Genomic DNA, 23310 nt, shown 5'->3' with positions numbered 1-23310 from the left:
GGACTCACCCTCGACCCCGTCACCGCTCCACATGGGGCGCGGCGCGTGGAAACCGCTGGCTGGCCGAGCCCTGCCTCACGTGATTCGGCGCGCGGCATCGAGAAGCCACGACTTCAACCGGGTGAAGCCACCAAGAGAACTCGCCCTGGCCCCCGCCACCTTCCCGGGTGGAGCACGGCGCATGGCAACCGCTGGCTGACTGAGGCCCGCCTCACGTGATTCGGCGCACCATCGAGAAGCACCGCCATCAACCAGGTGAAGCCCCACCAAGAGAACTCGCCCTGGCTCCCGCCACCTTCCACGATGGAACACGGTGCGCGGCAACGCTGGCAGCGGCTTCACCGCGTCGGCATGCACGACCTCCAGAAGCGGCCCCTTCAACCAGGTGCAGCCAGCACGCTGCGCCCATCCCTCTTCGCCGTTCCACGTGGAACCTGACGCGCGGCAAGGCGTGATGGTTCGGACTTCACGCGAGTCGATAGCCACCGAAACCCTGAAGGGACTTCTCGGCGTCCTCACCAGAAAGAGGACGACCGCGGCACCCAAGCCGTGAACCACGGGGACCCGCACCACGAAGCCTCGATGGGTGAGCGACCTCGCCAGCGAGAAGCAACCCGAGCGGGACCGCATGACGTCGCGCACCGATGAACGGGGCACCACGGGTGCGCGACCTCTCAAGAAAGCCAGAGTCTCCCTCACCGCATGGACTCGTCTCCGTTCCCGGGGTGCGCGGCTGAACGAGACCTCTCACGCGTCCTCATGGTCGGGCACCATCGAGACACGGCTTCTCGGGGTGACGGTGAAGGCGGCTCCGCACTCCGCCAACAACACGTGCCCCCTCCCCCACCCACCAAGCAGCCTCTTCCCTTCACTCAACCCACGCCGTCCGCTGCACGCCGTTGCAGCGAAAGCGGCGCGAGTCGACTCCTCGCTTCGGGTTCCACATGGAACCTCACCGCGCTCCCCCTCTCGTTGAAGCAGGCTCAGCACGGGCCAGCCGCGTGGGTCTTCACTTCACGCCACCAGCAGGACCCTGTGCTCGGCATCACTCACAGGGCAGCAACTCCGGAGAACGGTCCGACAGCCAAGAGCACTCGCTGACTCCAGAGTTCGCGCCATGTAGTGCAGGGCAGAAGTGACGGACGGCATCCCCTCCCCTCCCCTCCCCCATCCGCGCCCCGTCTCGAAGGTCCACGAACGAGCACCTCGAAGAACCCTCACCCGTACGGACACCCGATGCGCCCCCATCTGGCGCGCTCGCATCCTCACTGCCGTGCGAGTTCCCTTGTCGCGCCCGACCTTTCAGAGCCAGCAGTCGCCGCGAAGGTTCGGTCCCGCTGCCGCGACGCAAGAACCCCGCGTCCCTCACTCGCGACACCTCGCCGTGCGGAGGTTCGCGCTTCACGACCAGACCACCACCAACCTGCCCTCACCGATTCGGCTCAAGTGGGTCTGGGGTTCGCGAAGAATCCGGAGGCCCCACCGAAAAGAGTCTGCGTACGGCCCATCACCTGCGCCGGTGCGCATGGCGTCCGAACCGTGGGCACGAACCTCCAGGGATACACACGTCGAACGGCCCTCATGTCCACGCGTCACGAACGATGGAGCTCACCGACGTGTGGTTCGAAGGGCTGGCCTGCATCACCACGGGCTGCAGGAACTTCAGCCACGAGCGGCAAACTCACGCGAGGTCCGTTCGAAGCCATCGCTTCACGATGACGCCTCCGTCCTCACGGTCGGAGCCCGCGCTGACTTGGACCCGACTCACCCTGTTCCACGTGGAACGAGCAGTAGCCGCGGGCTCAGAACCCGCGCAACAGGGCCTGCGGGCACCTGCTTGGACGCTCGCATCAAGTCATGACAACCGTGCAGGGCTGAGCACGCAGGAATGCTCCTCCTCCAACCTCGTGACGCGACTCCATCCGCGGCACCTCGCCTGAGTACGCCATGGGCTCGAACGGAGTCACTCGCGAACAGTCCTGGCGTCACGCGTCCGCTTCGAGAGCAGTCGCCCCGATGCCACACGCGCCGAAAGACTCCCGCGCGATGAGTGGCAGCACAGCCGCGTGCAACAGAGTTCGCGCCGTGGTCCAAAGCTCGCTCACCTCTCGCCTCGCGAGCAGACAAGTCCACCCCTGGACCTCTCGCTGGTCGAGTGACCGTCCCATCGAGCGTGTGCTCTCGCACTCAGCTTCACGCCAGACCAGGCAGGCGTGTTCCCCGACTGAAGGAACCGTCCGCTCGCACTCCCCTCCCCTGCCCCGAGCCAGTATCCGCGCGAGTGCCTGGTCACATCCTGAGCTGGCAACCGCAGCGCTCGAACCCTTGCGATACTCCGCGAGACACACGACCCATCGCGGGCATCGTCCGCGGCGACACGCCAACACCTCCACTTCCAAGGCTCACTCCGTGCTCCCGCTTCAACGCTGGTTGTCTCCCGAGGAAGCCGCCGAGGTGCTCCGTCCCTATGCGGCCTTCAAGCAACGAAGCGCCGGCAACGGCATGGACGTGGACGCCCTCGTCCTCTCCGACGGCTTCTTCAGCGGCGCCGGGCTGTTCACAGGCGGGCGCGTCTCATCACTCAGGCTGGAGAACACCCGAGGCTCGACGTTCATCGACGGCGACCTGGTCGTCGATGGCTGGTTCGAAAATCCAGGCGGACTCGTCTTCGTGCGCGGCAACCTCATCGCGCACACCGTCTACACTTCCGAGTACCTCGTCATCCTCGGGGACCTTCGCGTCCGCCGCCTGTTCGGCGAAGACGAACCCCTGGGCACCTGCGTCTTCGGCGATGCCTACGTCGAGAGCGCCATCTTCTCCCACAACCATCAATTCAACGTCTGGGGCACCGCCCACCTGGGCGAAGAAGTCCATGACGAGGTCCACGGACGCGAGGCCTTGCAGCAACGACTCGTCGACTGGGGCCTTCTCTCCGACCCGCGACAGGAAGTACCGCTCGACGTGGTCCGACACGGGCTGCGCGGACTCGCCGAATCATGGGGTCCGCTCTCCGATGAACTGGCCTCGCTTCGATACACGCCGAAGCCCTCGGACCTCGTCGCGGAGCCTCCGGTTCGACCACCCCGTCCCGACATCATCCTCGAACTGGAGCAATGGTTCGCATCGACACCCCTGCCCCAGCGACAACAACTCGAAGCACTGCGCACGCAGTGGCTCGCTCGACTCAGTGACTCAACGGTCCGCGCGGAGGCGGAGCGCGTGATTCGCAAACACCTCAATTCGAAGAAGCTCATCACGGACCGCGACGCGCTCCTGCGCGACCTGGGGTAACGCCCAACGCAAACCCAGGGTTCGAGAGACATCGCGCCTCGACACAAGCTCAGCGCGTCCACTCTCCCTGGTAGAGCACGACGCGATATCCATCGGGGTCCTCGAAGGTCTTCCCGTACACGTCCCAGTAAGGGTTGTGCGAGCGCACAGGGTGGAAGCCCGCTTGCACCATGCGCCGCACCCGCGCGTCCCACTCCTCGCGCCGCGACACATAGAGAACCAGCAGATGGTCCGGCGAAGGAGCGCGAGGCGCCTCGTGTCCGCGTTCCACCGTGAACTCCAAGTGGTACGGCGTCCCGACCTGGCCGAGCATCACCCCATCGAAGCCCGCATGGTCCTCGAAGCCTCCCACGAGCTCGAAGCCAAGCCCCTCTCGATAGAACCGCACCACCGTCGCCAGGCTCCGCGTCGGTCGAGCGACTCGCAGCTTGCACATCTCCATCCCAGGTCCGTCCTCACCACGAACGAACCCGGTGAAGGTTCGCGCGTCTCACGGTCGTGACGCGTGCGCACTCAATGACGAGCAGTGCGCGGTGCACGATGAAGTCGCGGAAGCATCGCGCCATCTCCGGCGCGCGTGTCCGCACACGGCAAGGCAATGGCAGAAGGCCAACGCGTCAGCGCCGTGGGCCGACGCCTCACGGATTCGGAGGAGACACGGGCTCCACGAAGTACGCCTGTTTGTGCCGAGGCTCGGAGTCGTACGCGGCGGCCAGCTCCCGCGCGCGCCGCTCGGTCCGAAACACGGCCACCTCCGCCCGGTTGCCGTGCTCATCCTGCCGAATCACAGCCCAACCCTGACGCGGACGGGACTGCCTCACGGGCGGTGTTCCACGCTGCTCCACGGCGTACCACTGCTTGTGCGCCCGAGCCTCCATCCGACGTGCCAGGCACTCCGCATGTCCTCGGCTCGTCATCACACAGACATCATGGCGATGACCCGTGTCGTCCTGCCGGTACACCGCCCAGCCATCCGTCAGCGGCGGCGCTCCAGGGTTGGCCCGCCACACCACTTCATCGCGCCACCAGTCGAGATGCGCGAGCGCATGGCTCAGCTCCTCCTCCGAGGTCATGACATGGAAATCGTCCGTGGCCTGCAGATAGAAGACGAAGAACTGGAAGCCGCAGTCCGCGCGCCAACCCCAGTAGTCAGTGGGTCCGAGTCCATCACCTTCCACGTCTCGGAAGTGCGGAGGTCCCCAGCGTTGCTCGAAGTCGGCGCGGGACGCTCGGGCCACCGCGACTTCAGACTCATGGGGCTCGTCGTCACCCCAGACCACCGGTCGGTCCGTCGGAATCGGCTGCATGCGAGGTACCTCCGCTTTGAAGCTAACGCGGCCCCTCCTCGCATGCCTGCCCCCTCACTCCCACGCCACGTCCACAACTGACAATGGATAGCAGTTGTCCGCATGGCGCCACGCGCGCACCTCCACCGTGCACGCGCGGGCCCGCCCTCCCCTGCCCTACTCCTTCGCGAACACCGCGACCTGACGCTCCGCGCCGGAGAACGGCAGCCGGTACGCCCTCGCGGAGACCACTCGCAGGTGTCGCTCCGCGGCGCGCGACGCCAGCTCCGCGTCCGTCTGCGACTTGCCGAGCATCGCCACCACGCGCCCGCCCGGCTCCACATACGCCGGCGCCAACGCCAGCCAGTCCGGCAGGTCCATGAACGCGCGCGCAATCAACAACTCCGCGCGCGGAATCCCTTCCGTCTCCGGCTGTCCCTCGGCGCGCGCGTGCAACCCGCGCACGCCCTGCAACCCGAGGCTCGCCGACGCGGCCTTGATGAACGCGACCTTCTTGCCCACCGTGTCCACCAGCGTCACGCCGAGCGCTGGCAACGCAATCTTCAACGGCAGTCCCGGGAAGCCCGCACCCGCGCCCAAATCCAACAACGACGCCGCGCCCGTCACCTCCGGCAGCACCGCGAGCGAGTCCAGGAAGTGCTTCTCCAGCACCTCCTCCGGCGCCGTAATCGCCGTGAGATTCACCTTCGCGTTCCACTTCAGCAGCTCCGCCATCAGCCGCTGCAACCGGGGGCCCACGTCCTCCCCCACCGACACGCCCAGCGCCTGGCAGCCGGATGCCAGCAGATCTACGAACCTCGTGTTATCCACAGCACCTCCACAGCGCGGAGGGGCATAACCCTCCGGAATCATTCAGGGGATTTCTATCCCCAAAGTTGTCCACACGTTGTCCACACCCCCTGTTCTGATCACTCCAGGGGTGTTTCGCCGCCGCCCGAGGGGCCCGAGACGCGCTTGAGCGCGACCAGGAGCAGCGACACCGCCGTGGGCGTCAGGCCTGGAATCCTCCGCGCCTGTCCCACCGTCGAAGGCCGGTGCGCGCCGAGCTTCTCCGCCGCCTCCTTGCTCAGCCCCCGCACCTCCGTGAAGCGAAAGCCTTCCGGAATCCGCCACCGGTCCGTCGCCTCCGACTCGCGCGCCGCCGCTCGCGCCGCCTGGGCGATGTAGCCCTCGTACTTCACCTCCACCTCCACCTCCTCGGCCACATCCTCCGCCACCACGGGCCAGTCCACCCTCCCCTCCCCCAGCTGCCCGTACGTGACTTCGGGCCGCTTCAGCCGCGCCGCCAGACCCGTGCGCTTGAGCCGCGTCACTTCGTCCGTCACCGCGCGCTGCCGCGCCTCCGCCCGCTCCAACGCCTCGCGCGGCAACAGCCCCACCCGGTGCCCGTGACGCGCCAGCCGCAGGTCCGCGTTGCCCTCGCGCAGCCGGAGCCGGTGCTCGGAGCGACTGGTGAACATGCGGAACGGCTCGTCCACGCCCTTGGTCACCAGGTCATCCACCAGCACCGCGCCATGGGCTTCGTCGCGGCCGAGCAGCAGCGGCGGCTCGCCCTTCACCATGAGGCCCGCGTTGAGCCCGGCCCACAGGCCCTGGAAGGCGGCCTCCTCGTAGCCCGAGGTGCCGTTGAGCTGGCCCGCGAAGAACAGGCCCGCGACGGCCTTCGTCTCCAGCGTGGGCTTGAGCTGCGTGGGCGGCGCGTAGTCGTACTCCACCGCGTAGCCGTAGCGGATGACCTCCACCCGCTCCAGTCCGGGGATGGTGCGCAGGAAGTCGAGCTGCACGTCCGCGGGCAGGCTGGTGGACAGGCCCGCCGGATACACCAGCGGCGAGTCGGGGCCCTCGGGCTCCAGGAACACCTGGTGCCGCTCGCGCTCCGCGAAGCGCACGACCTTGTCCTCCAGCGACGGGCAGTAGCGCGGCCCCCGGCCGACAATCTCCCCCTGGTACAGCGGCGAGCGGTGCAGGTTGTCGCGCAGCACGCGGTGCGTCTGGAGCGTGGTGGCCGTGATGCCGCACGTCACCGAGGGCTGACGCGGAAACGGCACTCCCGAAGCCGACTCCGCGCGCGTGCGCCAGGAGAGCGGACGCGGCGGGAAGTCGCCGTGCTGCGGCTGCACCGCGTCCCAGTCGATGCTCGCGCGCGCGAGCCGCGCCGGAGTACCCGTCTTGAAGCGGCCCAGCGTGAAGCCGAGCGCGCGAAGCGAATCGGACAGGCCTCGCGCCGCGTCGTCGCCCAGCCGTCCGCCGACTTCCTTCTTCTCGCCCACGTGCATCAGCGCCTGGAGGAAGGTGCCCGTCGTGAGCAGCACCGCCGACGCGGACACCTGCGTGCCGTCGCCGAGCAGCACGCCCGTCACCCTCCCCTCCTCGACCACCAGCGTGGAGACCTCGCCCTCGCGCACGGTGAGGTTCGGCTCGTTGAAGAGGACCGACTGCATCAGGGCGGAGTACTGCTCGCGGTCGCACAACACGCGAGTCGCCTGGACGGCGGGGCCCTTGGAGGCGTTGAGCGTCTTGAAGTGCGTGCCGGCGAGGTCCGCCACGCGCCCCATCTGTCCCCCGAGCGCGTCCAGCTCCCGCACCAGGTGTCCCTTGGCGGTGCCACCCACGGCGGGGTTGCAGCTCATCACCGCGGAGCGCTCGCGCTTGAGCGTGATTCCCAGCGTGGCCAGGCCCAGGCGCGCGCAGGCCAGCGCCGCCTCACAGCCCGCATGGCCCAGGCCCACCACGATGACGTCGTACCGGAGTCCCATTGCTCACGAGGGTCGCCGGAGGGTTTCGGGACCTGACGTGGCGCCCGCTCCGTCATGGCACCGAGCACCCTCGCTCCGCGCGCCGCGACCTGTGATGTCCCCTATGTCTCCGGTGCGCCCCCTTGGCAAGCAAAGGGAAGGTTTACGGGAGCGCGCGAGGCGGGCAGTGGGAGGGGTTGAGGAGCTGCCTGCCTCGCGCGCACCGGCCATCCTCCGGAAGGACAAGTCCCGTGCAACGGGCTTCCCCTCCGGCGTGGATGGCGATTCAAGAATGTCGGGCGAGCCCGAAGGCGTCGCCGGTACCTCATGGGGCCCGCGATTCCCGAGCGCGGCGCCCCATCCCCCTGCGCGCGCGAGATGGCCCCTGCCTCCTCGCGTGCTTCGTCTTCATGGTGTCGCACACACGGAGGGCGGACCTGGGACCGTGGCGGTGAGGGCGCGACGGTAAACTCGAGCTCGAGACTCCGAAGGGTCCTGCACCCCCGTGTGCGCGACGGGGAAAGGAATAACCGGAGGGTCTGACATGCCGGCCTTCGCCAGGCCGGCCCCTCCGAGGGTGAGTTGGCGTGGAGGTGGGACCCGGCCACTCCCCTCCCCCGCATGCGGCTGCTTCATCCTGAAGACGGGCGGAGGCAGGACTTGTGACGCCCGCCGGGGACAGGCGTGGGGATTGTTCCGTGCGTGGAACACTGCGTGGAACCTCGTGTCGCTGGTCAGCCAGGGTCCGCGCCGCTAATCCAGCGTCGACGATGATGAAGCTCCGGAGAACCTCCCAGGGAGTCGCCACCGCGTTGCTCGCGAGCGGCCCGCCGAGAGGTCGCCTGCTCGGCATCCAGAGCCCTGAACGAACTCGCGCGCGCGGCGGTGCGCGCCTCACGCCTGGGATGGCATGAACACCCTCACGAAGAAGTCGCCCCCATCGGGCACCCTGTCGCTGGAGCTGCTGCTGGGAGCGCTCACCGCGTTCGCGCCGCTGTCCATCGACATGTACCTGCCCGCGCTGCCACGCATCGCGACGGACCTGCAGTCGACCCAGTCCGTCATCCAGCTCACGCTCGCGTCGTGCTTCGCGGGGCTGGCGTTGGGACAGCTCTTCACCGGTCCGCTCATCGACCGGTTCGGACGGACGCGGCCGTTGTACGCGGGGCTGGCGGTGTATGTGCTGGGCTCGCTCGGCTGTGCGCTCGCGCCCACGGCGACGGCGCTGGTGGCGATGCGCTTCTTCCAGGCGCTGGGCGGCGCGGTGGCGTTGGTGGCGCCGCGCGCGGTGGTGCGGGACTTGTGGTCCGGCGCGGACGCGGCGAGGACGATGTCGCGCTTGATGCTCGTGGTGGGCGTGGCGCCCGTGCTCGCGCCGTTGCTGGGAGGCTTCGTGCTCCAGCACACGAGCTGGCGGGTCATCTTCGTGTTGCTCGCGGGCATCGGCGCGGTGGCGCTGGTCGCCACGTGGAGGGTGTTGCCGGAGACCGCGCCCGAGCACTCGAAGACGAAGAGCATGCGCGCGCGCTTGGGGGAGCTGCTGCGGGACGCGGACTTCGTCGGCCCGGCGCTCGCGGGTGGCTTCGCGTACGCGGGAATGTTCGCATACATCGCGGGCGCGCCGTTCGTGTTCATCACGCTGCATGGCGTGAAGGAGCAGGACTTCGGCTGGTTCTTCGGTGCGAACGCGGTGGGGCTGGTGGCGCTGGCGCAGCTCAATCGCAAGCTGCTGCGCCACATCCCGTTGCACCGGCTGCTGCGTCTGGCATTGACGCTGTATGTGGTGACGGCGGCGGGGGTGATGGCGGTCACGTGGAGTGGGGTAGGGGGCTTCTGGGGGATTGCCGCCGCGCTGTTCCTGTTCGTGCCGACGCTGGGATTGGTGGGACCCAACTCCGCGGCCATCGCGCTGGAGCGACACGCCGCGCACGCGGGGCTCGCGTCCGCGGTGCTGGGCGCGCTCCAGTTCACCGCCGCGGCCTCCGCGTCCTGGGCGGTGAGCGTGCTCAATGACAACACCGCGAAGCCGATGGGCGGCGTGGTGTTGGCGGCGGCCGTGCTGGCGTGGCTGTCTGGCTTCCTGGGCCACAGGGCGCGCTCGCGAGCCGCGAGCACGGAGCCCACGATGACCGGGGCGTCACGTGTTGGCGAAACGTGATGTGTGAAATGTGACTTCGAGCCTGTCGTCCGCGGGTGCACCCTGAGCGAAAGCCTCTCATGAAAAGGCTATCTTCTCGTGTGGACCATCGGGTTCCCGCACCGACGTGGGTCTTCTCCTCCATCCGCCTCGCGGGAAGAGGTGCCACCGCATGGACAAGAAGGAACGGTTCGACCGCTCGTGGATGCCAGAGGGCGTCTCATTCGACCGGAAGGAGGGGCTCTACGCGGAGTTCGGTCCAGACGGCCTGGTGGTGCATCTGGGTGTCTACAAGGACGGTGAACGCAAGCCTGAAAGCTGGGCCCTGAATGTGGCGCCGGATGGGAGCTGGGCCCGCCTTGAAAAAACCATGGTCCTCGAATGGCGGGCCGACCTGGTCCGCTCCGAGGACGCGGAGAGAGCACTGGCGTATTGGAGTTCTCTGTGGTTCGACAAGATCGCCGACGCCACGCGGAAATTCGACCCCGGCATCAACGTCCAATGCTCATTCTGCGAGAAGTACCAGCGCGAGGTGAGAAAGCTCATCGCGGGCCCGAACGTCTTCATCTGCGACGAATGCGTCGGCCTGTGCAACGACGTCATCAATGAGGAACGTTCCTCGACCTAGGGCATCGGCGAGGTCCGCTCCCACATCTCTCACGCCCCCGCGCGGGCATGAAAAAGCCCCGAGGCGCCACGCGGGCACCTCGGGGCTGAGCGCTCAACCCCGTGAAGGGTGAGCAGTCACCGCGTCACGGCGCGGCCTGAGCCGGTACGGGGGCCTTCGCCTTCTTCTCCGCGGTGGCGAAGTCACCCGCCTTCACCTGGGTGACCTTCGTCCAGTCCAGGTGTCGCGACATGGCCTGACGCACGTCCGTCGGCTTGAGATTGGAGAGCTGCTGTTCCACGCCCGCGTCGAAGGTGAGGGTGCGGCCCAGGTACAGGTAGCCGGCGAGCTTGCGCGCCAGGTTGCCGTCCTGCGCACGAGCCGCCTGCCGGTACTCCAGCAGACCCGCGCGAGCCTTCTCCAGCTCCTCCGCTGAGTAGTCCTTCTGCAAGACGTTCGTCACTTCCTCGCGCATCGCCGTTTCGAGCCGGCTCGCGTTCTCCGGCGCGTAGATGGCGTAGGTGATGAACGTGCCCACCGCGTCCAAATCGCCCGGGTCGATGTTGCTCGCGACGCCGTAGGACAGGCCATCCTTCTGGCGGATGCGCGTGGCCAGCCGCGAGTTGAGGAAGCCGCCGCCGAGCACGAAGTTGCCGAGCATCAGCGCCGGCCAGTCCTTGTCGTCCTCGCGCAGCTTGAGCGTCTGCCCCGCGTAGAAGTACGCGTTCGCCTTGTCCGGCGTCTCCAGGGCCACGGCCTTGGGGCCCACGTCGTTGAAGACCTCCGGCACGCGCGCGTAGGGCGCCGGGCTCTTCCAGTCGCCGAACAGCTTGCCAGTCTCGGCCACGAGTTCCTTCGGGTCGAAGTCACCCACCACGGCCAGCTCCGCGTTGGCGCCGCCGTAGAACGCCTTGTGGAAGGCGCGGGCCTGCTCCAGCGTGGTGTCCTTCGCGCCGGCGATGCGCTCGTCGAGCGTGGGCACGTAGTAGGGGTGGCCCTTCGTGTAGTGGCTCGACAGCGTCCGCCAGAAGGCGATGCTGCCCTGCGTCTCCGGCTCGCTGCGCTGCGACTCCAGGTCCGCCAGCCGCGACTGCTTGAGCAGGGTGAACTCCTTCTCGTCGAAGGAGGGCTCGCGAAGAATCTCGGCCACCAGCGCCAGCACCTTGGGCAGGCTCGCGCGCGGGCACTCGATGGACACCGACGCTCCGGCAAGGCCCCCGTCCACGCCAACGCGCGCCTTCAGCTTGTCGAACTCGTCCTGGATTTGCTGCCGCGTGTGCTTCTTGGTGCCGCGCATCAGCATGCGGCCCGCGTACGACGCCGCGTCGGCCTTCCCGCGCAGCGCCGCCTCCGTGCCCCAGTGGAAGGACAGGGACGCGTTCACCATCTCACCGCGCGTCTTCTTGGACAGCACCGCGTACTTCATGCCGCCCGGCAGCTCGCCGCGCTGCACGCGCGCCTCGATGTTGGCGGGGGAGGGGTCGAACGCCTCGCCCTGCGCCACCGCGGCGCGGCCCTTGTAGCCGTCCATCATCTTCGCCATCTCCACCGGCGGCGGCAGCTCCGAGCGCTCCGGCTTCGCCGTGGGGATGAACGCGCCCAGCGTGCGGTTGGAGGCCTTGAGGTAGGTGGCCGCCACGCGCGTGACGTCCACGGGCTTCACCGCCTCGATGCGGTCGCGGTGCAGGAACATCAAGCGCCAGTCGCCGGTGGCGGCCCACTCGGACAGGCCGATGGCGGCGCGCTCGGAGTTGTTCAGCGTCAGCTCCATCATCTTCAAGAGCGTCGTCTTCGCGCGGGAGACCTCCTCCTCGGTGAAGGGCGTGCGCGCCGAGTCCTCCACCGTCTTCAGCAGCGCCTCGCGCGCGGCGGCCAGGGGCTGGTCCTCGCGCATGTCCGCGCTGAACCCGATGATGCCCGGGTCGCGGAACTGGTAGTTGTACGCGGACACGTTCGACGCCTTCTTCGTCTCCACCATGCTCTTGTAGAGACGGCCCGACGGGTGGTCGCCCAGCGCGAGCGTCAGCACGTCGATGGCGGCGAAGTCGGGGTGGGCGCCCTCGGGCACGTGATACACGCTGGCGAGCAGGGTGTTGTCGCCCACGCGGCGCAGCGTCACCTCGCGCTCACCGTCCTGGGTGGGCTCGGCGGTGTACGTGACGGGCAGGGGCGCGGCGGGCTTCTTCAGCTTGCCGAAGGAGGACTGGATGAAACCCAGCGTCTTCGCCTCGTCGAAGCGGCCGGCCACCACCAGCATCGCGTTATCCGGGCGGTAGTACTTCCGGTAGAAGGCCTGGAGCCGGTCGATGGGCACGTTCTCCAAATCGGAGCGCGCGCCGATGGTCGACTTGCCGTAGCTGTGCCAGATGTACGCGGCGCTGAGGACGCGCTCCTGGAGGATGCTGCCCGGGTCGTTCTCGCCGGACTCGAACTCGTTGCGGACGACGGTCATCTCGCTGTCGAGGTCCTTCTTGGCGATGAAGCTGTTGACCATGCGGTCGGCTTCGAAGGACAGCGCCCAGCGCAGGTTCTCGTCCGAGGCGGGCAGCGTCTCGAAGTAGTTGGTGCGGTCCAGCCACGTCGTGCCGTTGGGGCGAGCGCCCCGCTCGGTGAGCGCCTGGGGCACGTTCTTGGTGGTGGGCGTGCCCTTGAACATCAGGTGCTCGAGCAGGTGGGCCATGCCCGTCTCGCCATAGCCCTCGTGCTTGCTGCCCACGAAGTACGTCACGTTCACGGTGACGTTGGGCTTGGTCGGGTCGGGGAAGAGGAGCACGCGCATGCCATTGGCGAGGCGGTACTCGGTGATGCCCTCCACGCTCGTCACCGGAGTGAGCGCGGAGCCCTTGGCCTTCGCGGGAGCGGCCTTCGCGGCGGGGGTAGGGGAGGGGGCAGGGGCCTGGGCCCATACAGGAGTGGTGGCCACCAGCATCAGGGGGGCCAACAGGGAAAGCGGGGTACGACGCCTCATGCGGTCCTCGCGGGTCTTCATAAAGTGCACGGCGCTTCTAACCCGGTACGGGTCATCCGCCATCCCGGAAGCCAGCACTTCCTCCTGACGGGCGTCCACCGTGAGACAGGGGAGGGAGCGCGCGGACCCGCCCCTCGGCCCCTCGACACACGGGTTCGTCTGGATTTCCCATGACAACCTCATGGGTTGTTTGTCTGATTGCCACCGTGTCAGATTGGTTTGGTAGGGTGTCTTCAACCTTGGAAGCGGCATGGGGCCGCTCGGAGGGAGGCAGGCGGGATGGCGAGATACGACGGTGGGGGAGTGGACGCGGCGCTCAAGGACCTCTCGAAGGTCATGGAGCGCACTCGAGTGCGTCTGGATGCGCTCGACCGGAGCCACATGGAGCTCAAGGAGGCCATCCGGGACGGACGGAGGGCGTCCCAAGAGGCCACGGTTGCAGTCGGGGAGCTGCGACGAGAGGTCACGGAGTTCAGGCAGGACGTCACGGAGGTCAGGCAGGACGTCCGTGAGTTGAAACATGAGGTGAGTGCGCTCAAGCAGAAGGTGGAGGTCCTGGACAGCAAGGTGGATGCCCTGGACAGCAAGGTGGATGCCCTGGACAGCAAGGTGCATACCTTGGACAACAGGGTCCACACGCTGGAAGACAAGTCGAAGGCCTCGGACCATCGGCTCCTGGTCGTCGAGGAGAAGGTCGACGTGTTCTCCCGTGACCTCCAGGTGGTCCGAGCGGGCTTCGAGCAAGCCGTCGAGTCCCTCGCGAAGTTGAGCGACCACGTGGGTGCCTCGACCTCGGAGCTGCGTCGGGGACTGTTCCACGTCAACGGGAAGGTCGCCCGGCTCACCGTCGACCGGGAAGACACCGAGCGGCGGCTGCAAGCCCACGAGAGCATCTTGAACAAGCTGCTCAAGAACTGAGTCACTGACTCCCGAGCGAAGTGCCGCGAGGAAGGCCCTCGTGCCGGTGTAGCGTCCCCTCCAGCCTCGGACTTCCACGCCCGAAGCGAAGGGATTCGTATGAGGCTGGTGCTCATCTCCGACACCCATCGACGGCACGAGGAGCTGGAGGTCCCCGCGTGTGACGTGCTCATCCACGCGGGTGACTTCTCTCGCCGGGGAAAGCAGCCGGAGCTGGAGTCCTTCCTCGCCTGGTTCGCCAGCCGCCCGGCCCGCGAGAAGGTGTTCGTCGCGGGCAATCACGACTTCATCTGCGAGACGCAGCCCGAGCTGACCCGGACCCTGGCGCGAGAAGCGGGCGTGCACTACCTCGAAGACGAGGAGGTGCTCGTTGGAGGACTGCGCCTCTGGGGCTCCCCGGTGACGCCACGTTTCGGCGGCATGGCCTTCAACCGCGAGCGGGGCGCCGACATCCTCACCCACTGGAACCGCATCCCCGAGGGCCTGGATGTGCTCATCACCCACGGTCCCCCCAAGGGCCTCGGGGACCGCACGTTCCTCGGGGCGCACGTGGGCTGCGCGGATTTGCTCGCGCGCGTGCGGCAGGTCCTCCCGCGCCTCCACGTCTTCGGCCACATCCACGAGTCACCGGGCGAGCACGCGCTTCCCGACGTGCCCACCCGCTTCCTCAACGTGGCCAACTGTCACCTCCACCCGTTCGGGATGCGGCCTCCCGTGGTGGTGGAGCTGGACGCGCGCTGAGCCGGGTGGCTCCACCCGCGCCAGGGGGGAACGAGCGCCCCGTCCCCCGGCGAGGGGCCAGGAAGACCCGTGCGTCCAGTCTTCATCCTCCGGAATGTCGCTCGGGCGGCGGGGAGGCGTGGGGAGACGTGCAAGCATCGGCACCCTGGCCCGTTAAGTAGTAAGGACCGCGTGCCGGATTCGTGGCCCGTCTCCCAGGTACCAGGAGCTTCTTCGGATGAAACGATTTCTCATCGGCGCGCTCGCCTTCATTGGCGCGATGTCCGTCCTCTTCATGCTGGGCCTCATCGCCCTCATCGTGATGGCCTCCACGAGCCGCCCGAGCGTGCCGTCCAACCTCGTGCTGGAAATGGACCTGTCGCAGCCGCTGCCGGAGCACGTGTCGGGCGACTCGCTGGCCGGGGCCTTCGGTGAGGACCCGCTCACGGTGCGCGACGTGGTGGATGCGCTGGAGAAGGCCGGAGAGGACTCGCGGGTGAAGTCGCTGGTGGTGCGCGTGGGCACCAGCCCCGGCACTCCCGCGACGACGCAGGAGCTGCGCGACGCGGTGAAGGCGTTCCGGGCCAAGGGCAAGCAGGCCATCGCCTTCACCGACTCCTTCGGCGAGGAGGCCAACGGCACCAGCGCGTACTACTTCGCCTCGGCCTTCGATGAAATCTACATGCAGCCGTCCGGCGCGGTGAACATCATCGGCCTCGCGTTCGAGACGCCGTTCGCTCGGGATGCGCTGGCGAAGCTGGGCGTGAAGCCCCAGTTCGACAAGCGCTACGAGTTCAAGAACGCGGTCAACAGCTACACCGAGCAGGGCTACACCGGGCCGCACCTGGAGGCCACCGAGCGCTTCGCGGGCAGCCTCTTCGGGCAGATGGTGCGAGGCATCGCCGAGGGGCGCGGGCTGACGGAGGACGCGGTGCGCGCGCTCATCGACCGGGCGCCGCTGCTCGCGCCGGAGGCGGTGGACGGCAAGCTGCTGAACGGCCTGCGCTACCGCGACGAGGTCTACGCCGAGCAGAAGAAGGCGGCGGGCGACGGCGCGGAGCTCCTGTACGTGAAGAAGTACCTGGAGCGCGCGGGCCGGCCGCACACCACGGGGGAGACCATTGCCCTCGTGTACGGGGTGGGCGAGGTGGCGCGCGGCAAGAGCGGAGGCAGCCCGTTCGGCGAGGGGGCCATGGGCGGTGACACCGTGGCGGCGGCGCTGCGCAAGGCCTCCGACGACTCGCGCGTGAAGGCCATCATCTTCCGCGTGGACAGCCCCGGCGGCAGCTACGTGGCCAGCGACACGGTGCGCCGCGAGGTGCAGCGCGCTCGCGAGGCGGGCAAGCCCGTCATCGCCACCATGGGTTCGTACGCCGCCAGCGGCGGGTACTACTTCGCCATGGAGGCGGACAAGATTGTCGCCCAGCCCGGCACGCTGACGGGCAGCATCGGCGTGTACACCGGCAAGTTCGTCACCAACGGCTTCTGGGAGAAGCTGGGCGTCAACTTCGACACCGTGGCGCTGGGGCGCAACGCCACGCTCGCCAGCTCGGACGCGGACTACACGCCGGAGCAGCAGGCGCGGGTGGACGCGGAGCTGGACCGCATCTACACGGACTTCACCACGCGCGCCGCGAGCAGCCGGAAGATGCCGCTGGAGAAGCTGCAGGGCCTGGCCAAGGGCCGCGTCTGGACGGGTGAGGACGCGCTGGAGAACGGACTGGTGGACGCGCTGGGCGGCTATGCCAAGGCGCTCGAGTTGGCGAAGGAAGCGGCGAAGCTCCCCGCGGATGCCCGGGTGCGCATCGAGGAGTATCCGCGCAAGAAGAGCCCCGCCGAGGTGCTCTCCTCCGTGCTGGGCGAGACCGGGGACAACAGCGAGGACACTTCCGCCACGACGGCGGTCGTCACGCCCTGGGCGCCGCTGGTGGAGGCCACGCGTGTGGTGCATGGCCTGGGGGTGCGGCTGGGTGTCTTCGCACCCGAGCGCGGCTCGCTGTACGCGCCCATGCCCCAGACGCGCTGGTAGCGGGCCTTTCCGTTTTACGCGGCCCCGCGTGCCTTCCGGACGCAGGGGCGTGATGTCGGAACGCCGTGGATCCAAGGGCTTCGGGGCTCGCTGCACGCCTCGAAGCCCTTTTCGCGCCGTCACAACCCTGGACGCGCTCCGTCTCCCAGAGGAGACGTGACGACGCGGCACGGTGGGTGGGCGCCCCTGGGCCCCTGCCTTGCAGATGTCGTGGACGCGGAACCGTCTGTCGTCGGCGAGGAAGCCGAAACGGCCGGTGCGAGCGTAGAACTGTTTCAATTTTCCGGGACGAGTGCGTTCCCAGGGGTAGTGGCCGCCGTGGGGGGCCGGAGGAGCCGGGTATGAAGAAGCGACTGGGGGACATCTTGCTGGCGCGCGGCGTGATTGATGCGCTGCAGCTCCACTCCGCGCTGGCGTATCAGCGCAAGTGGGGGGTGCCGTTGGGGCAGGTGGTCGTGGATCAACGCTTCTGCTCGGCGGATCAGGTGCTGGAGGCACTGGGGGAGCAGGTGGGAATGCAGACGGTGGACCTGTCGGCGCAGGCGCCCGAGCCCGGCCTGGCGCGGCTGATTCCGGAGCGGGTGGCGGAGGCGCACCGGGTGGTGCCCCTGCGGCTGGAAGGACACGCGCCCAAGGACACACTGGTGGTGGCCATGGCCGCTCCGGCGAGCCTCGCGTCGCTGGACGCGGTGAAGAGCGTGACGGGGCGGACGCGGGTGGTGGCGAAGCTGGCCACGGATGCGTCCATCCGCCGAGCCATTGGCCGGATGTACCGGGGCGAGACGGACGTCGTCGCCCGGCGGCCCGGCATGGAGGGGTTCTCCCTGCCCGAGGCGGACGAGCAGATGACCATGGTGCTCGGCGCCAGCATGGTGGAGCTGACGAACATGGAGGCGCCGCCCGAGGAGGCGCTGCCGCTCCTGTCCTCGCTGGAGGAAGAGGCGGCGCGGCCCCAGCCCGCGGTGAAGGTGCCCGCGCCGAGGGCGCCCTTGCGCTCGAAGCTGCCCACGCTGACGGCGGCCCGTCCGGAGCCCATGGCCCAGGTGCTGGTGTACGGCTGGGGCGTGGACGCGGCTGCGGGGCTGGTGAAGGTGCTGGCGGGCGCGGGACTCACCTCCCGCGTGGCGAGCACCGAGGAGCTGCTGGCTTCGAGCGAGATGCAGGTGGTGGTGACGCCGCTGCCGTCGCTGGAGGCCCTGGGGTGCAAGGTGCCCGCGCAGGTGGTGGTTGCGGGCAAGACGCCCGAGGTGGACCTGCCTCGCGCGCAGGCGGTGGGGGCCCGAGGCTTCCTGGCCGCCCCGGTGGATCCGGACCTCTTGCTGCGTGCGGTGCGCAGGATGGTGCATCCCGCGGGTGATGCCACGTTTCTCCGCCGCGCCAGCTGAAGGGCGCGACGGGAGTCAGGGCACGGCGGAGAGCAGTGAGGTCTCCCCGCACAGCGAGGACTCGGGGAGCCACAGCGTCTCGAGTTCCACCGGTGCGGAGGTGAAGGGCTCGGCGCGCACCAGCGCGTCGGACTCGTAGCAGCCGGTGAGGAGCCAGCCTCGCTTGACGCGCTGGTACGTCTCCAGCGTGCGCGCGAGGGGGTCCACCAGCCAGACATGGGAGACGCCCTGGCGCGCGTAGACGGGCAGCTTGCGCGTGCGGTCCAGCGCGGCGGTGGAGGGCGCAAGCACTTCGCACACCCAATCCGGGGCCAGCGTGAGGAAGGGCACGTCCGGGTCGATGGGGGAGGCGACGCGGTCTCGACGCCAGCCGGCCACGTCCGGGACGAGCACGTCGTGACCGAGCCGAAGCTCGGGGGCGCGCAGGAAGCACCAGCGGCCACTGCCACCCCGGCGTCGGTCGAGCTGTTCGCCCAGTTCCACCCCCAGCATGAAAGCGGCGCGAGTCTGCGCGGGAGTCAGCCTGGGTGAAGCGACGAACTCCTCGTCGAGGACTTCTCCCACCCAGCCCGAGGGCAGGGCCGAGAGCATCGAGTGGTTCGCCAGGTGGATGATGCCTTCCGTCACAGCGCCTCCGAAGGTGCGGCGGTTGAGGGCGGCATTCTAGGAGGGGGTCTGACACGTCCCCGACTGCTCGGAACGCGTCACTTTCCGATGCAGAATCGCTGGAAGATTGCGTCGATGAGTGCCTCGGAAGCGGAGGTTCCGGACAGTTCGCCGAGCGCCTCCAGGGCGAGGGCCAGCTCACCGGAGACGACTTCCAGGGTGGACAGGCGCGACGCGGACTCCGCGCGAGAAAGTGCCTCGGCGGCGCGACGCAGGGCATCGGCGTGGCGCTCGGACACGAGGGCTACCGCGGAGGGCGTACCGCCACCCCACAGCCGGGAGAGGAGGGATTCGCGCAGGGCGTCCACGCCTTCGCCCGTGAGCCCGCTGACACGCGGGCGGGGTGGGGAAGCCGACGAGGGTGCTTCGACGCCGAGCCTGCTATCGCCCTCGCCGGTCAGCCCGCTGACACGCGGGCGCGGTGGGGAATCCAACGAGGGTGCTTCGACGCCGAGCCCTCCATCGCCTTCACCGGTCAGCCCGCTGATGCGGCGACGCGGCGGGAGTGTCCCTCCCGCCGTCGTCTCAGCATCGGATGCTGCCTCGGCTTCGCTGACACGGGGGAGCGGCGCACCGAGGGTCTCCGGCCCCACGTCGCACTTGCCGTCGATGACCAGCACGTCCGTCGCGCCCGCCTCGGCCCGCCAGCGCTCCGCGTCAGACTCGGAAGTCCCTGGAGGCAGCACGAGCACCGTCAGGTCCACGCCCGCCAGCAGCTCGCGCGTCCGGGCGATACCCAGCGCCTCCACGCGGCCCGGCGTCTCGCGCAGGCCCGCCGTGTCGAACAGCGTGACGCCCAGGCCGTTCCACTCGACACGGGCCTCCAGTGCATCGCGCGTCGTCCCAGGCTCGTCGTCCACCAGCGCGCGCGCCTCGCCCACCAGTCGGTTGAACAGCGTGGACTTGCCCGCGTTGACCGGGCCAAACAACGCCACGCGCGCGCCCCGGCGCACCAGTCGACCCTGTCCCGCCTCGGAGAGCAGCACCTCCGCCCGAGCCCGCAGCACCTGGACTCGCGCCTCCGAATCCTCGTCCGCGCCCTCCGCCTCGTCGGGGAAGTTGAGCACTCCCTCCAGGTCCGCATGCAGCGAGCGCAGCGGCTCCTCCAGCGCACGCACCCGCTCCGTGAGCGCACCCGAGAGCCCCGCCGCGGCGGCACGCACCGCAGACTCCGAGTCGGCCGCCACCAGGTCCGCCACCGCCTCCGCGCGCGTCAGGTCGATGCGGCCATTCAGGAAGGCGCGCCGGGTGAACTCACCGGGCGCCGCGGGACGCGCGAGCCCGTCCTCCAGCGCACGCGCCAGCAACAACTGAAGCAATCGCGGACTGCCGTGCGCCTGGAGCTCCACCACGTCCTCGCCCGTGAAGGAGGAGGGCGCGCGGAAGTAGAGGAAGAGGCCCTCGTCCAGCGCGCGGCCCTGAGCGTCCACGAAGCCCGCGAGGTACGCGTGGCGAGGCGTGGGCTCCACGGGAATGCTCGGCGCCAGGCGGCGACCCACCTCCAGCGCGGCGGGGCCCGACAGCCGGAGGATGCCCACGGCCCCAGCGGTGGGTGCCGTGGCCAGCGCGACGATGGTGGAAGTGGCTGAAGTCATCTCGGCTGGGGAGCGATGCTCCCCTCCGCGCGGGAGAGACTACCGGGGCCCCATGGGGGGCGTGGAACCACGGGCGGCCTTCTCGACGGCCTCGCGATTCTCCTCGATGTACTTCTCGACCGCTCCGTCTTCGATTTCCAGGTCCCGGAGCACTCCCGGGTAGACGAAGCGGAAGGCGGGAGACTCCTCATCCCCGCGCAGGCGGAAGCTCATCTTCAGCACCGCCGCGCCGTACAGCTTGTCCTTGAGACCCTTCGCCTTGCCCATGCACCGCCCTCTCACTCGTCGAAATCGTCCTCGTCATCATCCGGGAGCAAGCTCCGCTTGGGCAGCGGCGCCGGCTTCTCCGGAGTGAACACGACACGGCGGTTGCGACCCTCGCCCTCGGCCGTCACCTTCAACCCCGCCACACCTTCTACCGCCTTCAAGACGCGCGCGCGGTCATCCTGTTTCATCGCGGCGAGCGCGTAGAAGCGCCCCAGGCTGGCGGACTTCTCCGCGAGCCGGCGGACCGCCTCTCGCAGCGCCGCATCCTCTTCCACGGCCACCGAGCGCTCATCCGACTCGCCGCCCGCCCGCGCGGGCGCCGCCGCACTCCGAGGCGCCGCGGCCTGAGCCGCCCCTCGCTGCGCCTGCTTCCCGGGAGCCTGCGACTGAGCCACGGGAGCAGGCGCACGGGGCGCCGCCGCGGGAGCAGGAGCCGGGGCCGCCGCCGCGCCAGCCACGGGGGCGGGCGCCTGCGCGGGGGCCTGCTGCTGCGGCTCGCGACGCTGACGAGGCTCCGGGTGCGCGCCACAGCCCAGCACCACCCAGCGCCGCTCGACGCCGGGACGGTGCAGCATCTTGTTGAGCAGGAACTGGAGCGAATCCAGCACCTGACTGCGGCGACCCTGCTCCACGCCGGGAGGAGGACCCGCCTCGAAGTGCAGCGAGACGGACAGGCTGCCATCCGCCGCGTCCTGCATGTCCAGGCGCGCGGGGAAGCCCATCAGCCCGAGGATGTCCCCGAGGAGCTTCTCCACGCGCGGCCGGAAGTCCGGGGCCGGAGTCCCGCCCGAGGCGGGAGCGCCGCCCACGGGGGCCTGCTGAGGAACCTGCTGCTCGCTCACTTGCGTTTTCCTCCCGCTGTCGCCACCGCGGGCGTTCCGCCCCCTGCCTGGGGCTTGTTCTTCCGGTCCAGCCACTTCCGGAGCCCGTACTGCTGCGCGATGGAGAGGATGTTGTTGGTGAAGATGTAGAGCGACAGGCCCGCCGGGTACTGAAGCAGCGTCAGCGTGAAGATGCCGGGCACGAACCAGGTCATGATCTTCGCCTGGGTCGCATCCATCATCTGCGGCTGCATCTTCTGGGTGATGATCATCGAAATGCCCAGCGCCAGGGGCAGCAGGTACGTGGGGTCCTTGTAGGTCAGGTCCCTCCAGATGGGACCGAAGAAGGGCTCACCGTACAGGTCGAAGCTGTTGCGCAGCGCCGTGAAGAGGGCAATCCAGACCGGCATCTGGATGAGCAGCGGGAGGCAGCCGCCGAGCGGATTGACCTTCGCCTCCTGGTACAGCTTCATGATTTCCACGTTCTGCTGCTCGCGGTTGTCCGCGAACTTCTTGCGAATCTCCTCCATGCGCGGCTGGAGCTTCTTCACCTCTTCCATGCTGACCATGGAGCGGTAGGTGAGTGGCAGCAGCACCAGCTTCACCACAACGGTGAGCAGGATGATGGCCACGCCCCAGTTGCCGGTGAGGCCGTGGAAGAACTTCATGATGCCCAGGAGAATCTTGCAGATGACCGCCCAGATGCCGAAGTCGACGGTGTCCTCGAGCTTCGGGTGGAACACGGCCTCGCCCAGGCCCGCGGCCTGACGCAGCTCCGGACCGGGCACCACGGCCATCAGGTCCGGGTCCTTGGGGCCCAGGTAGCCACCGAGCCGCAGCGTCACCGTCTCGCCCGCGCCCACGCTCAGCGGGAAGGCCGCCGTCACCTGCCGCGCGGTGGGCGTGGCGGTGAGGATGCAGTGACCGGGACGCGGCCCGTCCAGCGGGTAGAGCGCGGACAGGAAGTACTGCTGGTTGATGCCGAAGAAGTGGATCTGCCCCTTGGTGTCCTCGGGCTTGTCGTCGCCCGGGTTCATGTTGTGGAGCTTCTCGTCCACCCAGCACGCGGAGCGGCTCAGGTTGCCCACGCCGCCGAAGAAGGACGGCGCGTGCTCGAAGTTCGGGTCGATGGCGCGGCCGTAGTGAACTTGAAGCTCGCCGTTCTGAGGCTGGCCGGAGGTGTTCTTCACCTGGATGGTGTACGTGAGCTCGAAGCCCTCGTGCGGCCACTGGAGCACCTTCACGACTTCCCACGGGCCCTGGCGGCCGGTGAAGGTGACGGACTCGGCGCCGCCGCCCTTCTTCTCCTCCACCGTGTAGGGCACGTTCTTCGGCAGGGGGCTTGAGCCCTCGATGGTGACGGACAGGGGCAGCGGCTCGTTGGGCACCGGCTGCGCCAGGTTCATCTGCGGCGCGGGAGGCACCTCCTTGCCCACCAGCAACTGCCAGCCCTGGGCCAACGTGAGCGAGTGCTGCTCACGCAGCTTCACGCCCTGCAACTGGGCCTCCGTCAGGCCCGCCCCCAGCGAGGAGAAGCGGTAGACGGAGTCCTTGCGCATCATCTCCACCTGCCGCGCGGGCGGGGGAGGGGTGGCGTCCGAGGGAGTTCCGGTGGGCGGCGGCGTGCCCTCACCGGACGGCGGGAGGGCGGCCTGGGCCGTGGTGCCCGCGTCCTGCGTCGTGCCGGTGGTCGTCACACCCGCGTCGTCGGCGCCGGGGGCGGCCGGCGGGGGCGGGAAGAGGAACATCCATCCGGCGGTGACGGCGAAGGAGAGCAGCAGGGCGACCAGCAGCCGCTTCTGGGAGTCGTTCGACTGGGGCGAAAGCGGATCGTTCATAGAGGTCCCTCCCCTCGGGGGAGGGT

The 23310-nt window shown here is 68.8% G+C and carries 16 protein-coding genes and 1 pseudogene; 7 read left to right on the top strand and 10 right to left on the bottom strand.

The features are described from left to right. Window positions 1-2409: 2409 nt before the first annotated feature. A complete protein-coding gene (locus tag HUA74_RS22190; protein WP_174456118.1) occupies window positions 2410-3291 on the top strand; it encodes a hypothetical protein in 882 nt (293 codons plus the stop codon). A gap of 49 nt (window positions 3292-3340) precedes the next feature. On the opposite strand, the gene HUA74_RS22185 is transcribed toward HUA74_RS22190, so the two are convergent. From HUA74_RS22185 to mnmG, 4 genes are all read right to left on the bottom strand, one after another. After that, window positions 3341-3733, bottom strand: a complete 393-nt coding sequence (locus HUA74_RS22185) for a VOC family protein (RefSeq protein ID WP_141642454.1) — start codon at window positions 3731-3733, stop codon at window positions 3341-3343. Window positions 3734-3929: 196 nt separating this feature from the next. Beyond that, window positions 3930-4598 carry a hypothetical protein gene (locus HUA74_RS22180; protein ID WP_174456117.1) on the bottom strand — a complete coding sequence of 223 codons (669 nt, stop codon included), beginning with the start codon at window positions 4596-4598 and terminating at the stop codon, window positions 3930-3932. A 156-nt stretch (window positions 4599-4754) separates the two neighbouring features. After that, window positions 4755-5408, bottom strand: a complete 654-nt coding sequence (gene rsmG / locus HUA74_RS22175; RefSeq protein ID WP_174456116.1) for a 16S rRNA (guanine(527)-N(7))-methyltransferase RsmG — start codon at window positions 5406-5408, stop codon at window positions 4755-4757. Between the two features lie 98 nt (window positions 5409-5506). Continuing rightward, the gene (mnmG, locus tag HUA74_RS22170; RefSeq protein ID WP_174456115.1) at window positions 5507-7354 is read right to left on the bottom strand and encodes a tRNA uridine-5-carboxymethylaminomethyl(34) synthesis enzyme MnmG; all 1848 of its coding nucleotides are present in this window, start codon (window positions 7352-7354) and stop codon (window positions 5507-5509) included. 889 nt (window positions 7355-8243) lie between these two features. Between mnmG and HUA74_RS22165 the strand changes: the two genes are divergently transcribed. Together HUA74_RS22165 and HUA74_RS22160 are read left to right on the top strand one after the other, a co-directional pair. Next, a complete protein-coding gene (locus HUA74_RS22165; protein WP_174456114.1) occupies window positions 8244-9491 on the top strand; it encodes a multidrug effflux MFS transporter in 1248 nt (415 codons plus the stop codon). A gap of 436 nt (window positions 9492-9927) precedes the next feature. Next, window positions 9928-10083: pseudogene (locus HUA74_RS22160) on the top strand (ClpX C4-type zinc finger protein); the annotation flags it as partial. A gap of 139 nt (window positions 10084-10222) precedes the next feature. On the opposite strand, the gene HUA74_RS22155 reads toward HUA74_RS22160, so the two are convergent. Continuing rightward, the gene (locus tag HUA74_RS22155) at window positions 10223-13045 is read right to left on the bottom strand and encodes a pitrilysin family protein (RefSeq protein WP_174456113.1); all 2823 of its coding nucleotides are present in this window, start codon (window positions 13043-13045) and stop codon (window positions 10223-10225) included. Window positions 13046-13324: 279 nt separating this feature from the next. Between HUA74_RS22155 and HUA74_RS22150 the strand changes: the two genes are divergently transcribed. From HUA74_RS22150 to HUA74_RS22135, 4 genes are all read left to right on the top strand, one after another. After that, window positions 13325-13963 carry a hypothetical protein gene (locus HUA74_RS22150; RefSeq protein ID WP_174456112.1) on the top strand — a complete coding sequence of 213 codons (639 nt, stop codon included), beginning with the start codon at window positions 13325-13327 and terminating at the stop codon, window positions 13961-13963. A gap of 99 nt (window positions 13964-14062) precedes the next feature. Further along, on the top strand, window positions 14063-14704 hold the full coding sequence (locus tag HUA74_RS22145) for a metallophosphatase domain-containing protein (protein WP_174456111.1): 642 nt from the start codon (window positions 14063-14065) through the stop codon (window positions 14702-14704). A 217-nt stretch (window positions 14705-14921) separates the two neighbouring features. Then, complete coding sequence (gene sppA, locus HUA74_RS22140) at window positions 14922-16712, top strand: signal peptide peptidase SppA (RefSeq protein WP_174456110.1); 1791 nt, start codon at window positions 14922-14924, stop codon at window positions 16710-16712. Between the two features lie 341 nt (window positions 16713-17053). Further along, window positions 17054-18097, top strand: a complete 1044-nt coding sequence (locus HUA74_RS22135; protein WP_174456109.1) for a general secretion pathway protein GspE — start codon at window positions 17054-17056, stop codon at window positions 18095-18097. A 15-nt stretch (window positions 18098-18112) separates the two neighbouring features. On the opposite strand, the gene HUA74_RS22130 is transcribed toward HUA74_RS22135, so the two are convergent. The 5 genes from HUA74_RS22130 to yidC form a co-directional block, all read right to left on the bottom strand. Beyond that, the gene (locus tag HUA74_RS22130; RefSeq protein WP_174456108.1) at window positions 18113-18724 is read right to left on the bottom strand and encodes a Uma2 family endonuclease; all 612 of its coding nucleotides are present in this window, start codon (window positions 18722-18724) and stop codon (window positions 18113-18115) included. Window positions 18725-18801: 77 nt separating this feature from the next. Continuing rightward, window positions 18802-20358, bottom strand: coding sequence for a tRNA modification GTPase (locus tag HUA74_RS22125; RefSeq protein WP_174456107.1), 1557 nt, complete (start codon window positions 20356-20358; stop codon window positions 18802-18804). Between the two features lie 39 nt (window positions 20359-20397). Continuing rightward, complete coding sequence (locus HUA74_RS22120) at window positions 20398-20625, bottom strand: hypothetical protein (protein ID WP_141648817.1); 228 nt, start codon at window positions 20623-20625, stop codon at window positions 20398-20400. Between the two features lie 11 nt (window positions 20626-20636). Beyond that, on the bottom strand, window positions 20637-21467 hold the full coding sequence (locus HUA74_RS22115; RefSeq protein WP_371817285.1) for a hypothetical protein: 831 nt from the start codon (window positions 21465-21467) through the stop codon (window positions 20637-20639). Continuing rightward, the gene (gene yidC / locus HUA74_RS22110) at window positions 21464-23284 is read right to left on the bottom strand and encodes a membrane protein insertase YidC (protein ID WP_174456106.1); all 1821 of its coding nucleotides are present in this window, start codon (window positions 23282-23284) and stop codon (window positions 21464-21466) included. Before yidC ends, HUA74_RS22115 begins: the two co-directional genes overlap by 4 nt. Between the last annotated feature and the right edge of the window lie 26 nt (window positions 23285-23310).

The organism is Myxococcus sp. CA051A, assembly GCF_013336705.1.
GTDB classification, from domain to species: domain Bacteria; phylum Myxococcota; class Myxococcia; order Myxococcales; family Myxococcaceae; genus Myxococcus; species Myxococcus llanfairpwllgwyngyllgogerychwyrndrobwllllantysiliogogogochensis.
This window is presented reverse-complemented; position numbering and strand designations above follow the sequence as displayed.

Coding starts and splice junctions, on each gene's coding strand:
- HUA74_RS22125 (WP_174456107.1), bottom strand. CDS start 20,358: ATGACTTCAGCCACTTCCACCATCGTCGCGCTGGCCACGGCACCCACC.
- HUA74_RS22120 (WP_141648817.1), bottom strand. CDS start 20,625: ATGGGCAAGGCGAAGGGTCTCAAGGACAAGCTGTACGGCGCGGCGGTG.
- sppA (WP_174456110.1), top strand. CDS start 14,922: ATGAAACGATTTCTCATCGGCGCGCTCGCCTTCATTGGCGCGATGTCC.
- HUA74_RS22185 (WP_141642454.1), bottom strand. CDS start 3,733: ATGGAGATGTGCAAGCTGCGAGTCGCTCGACCGACGCGGAGCCTGGCG.
- HUA74_RS22150 (WP_174456112.1), top strand. CDS start 13,325: ATGGCGAGATACGACGGTGGGGGAGTGGACGCGGCGCTCAAGGACCTC.
- HUA74_RS22145 (WP_174456111.1), top strand. CDS start 14,063: ATGAGGCTGGTGCTCATCTCCGACACCCATCGACGGCACGAGGAGCTG.
- HUA74_RS22180 (WP_174456117.1), bottom strand. CDS start 4,598: ATGCAGCCGATTCCGACGGACCGACCGGTGGTCTGGGGTGACGACGAG.
- HUA74_RS22165 (WP_174456114.1), top strand. CDS start 8,244: ATGAACACCCTCACGAAGAAGTCGCCCCCATCGGGCACCCTGTCGCTG.
- HUA74_RS22135 (WP_174456109.1), top strand. CDS start 17,054: ATGAAGAAGCGACTGGGGGACATCTTGCTGGCGCGCGGCGTGATTGAT.
- mnmG (WP_174456115.1), bottom strand. CDS start 7,354: ATGGGACTCCGGTACGACGTCATCGTGGTGGGCCTGGGCCATGCGGGC.
- HUA74_RS22155 (WP_174456113.1), bottom strand. CDS start 13,045: ATGAGGCGTCGTACCCCGCTTTCCCTGTTGGCCCCCCTGATGCTGGTG.
- yidC (WP_174456106.1), bottom strand. CDS start 23,284: ATGAACGATCCGCTTTCGCCCCAGTCGAACGACTCCCAGAAGCGGCTG.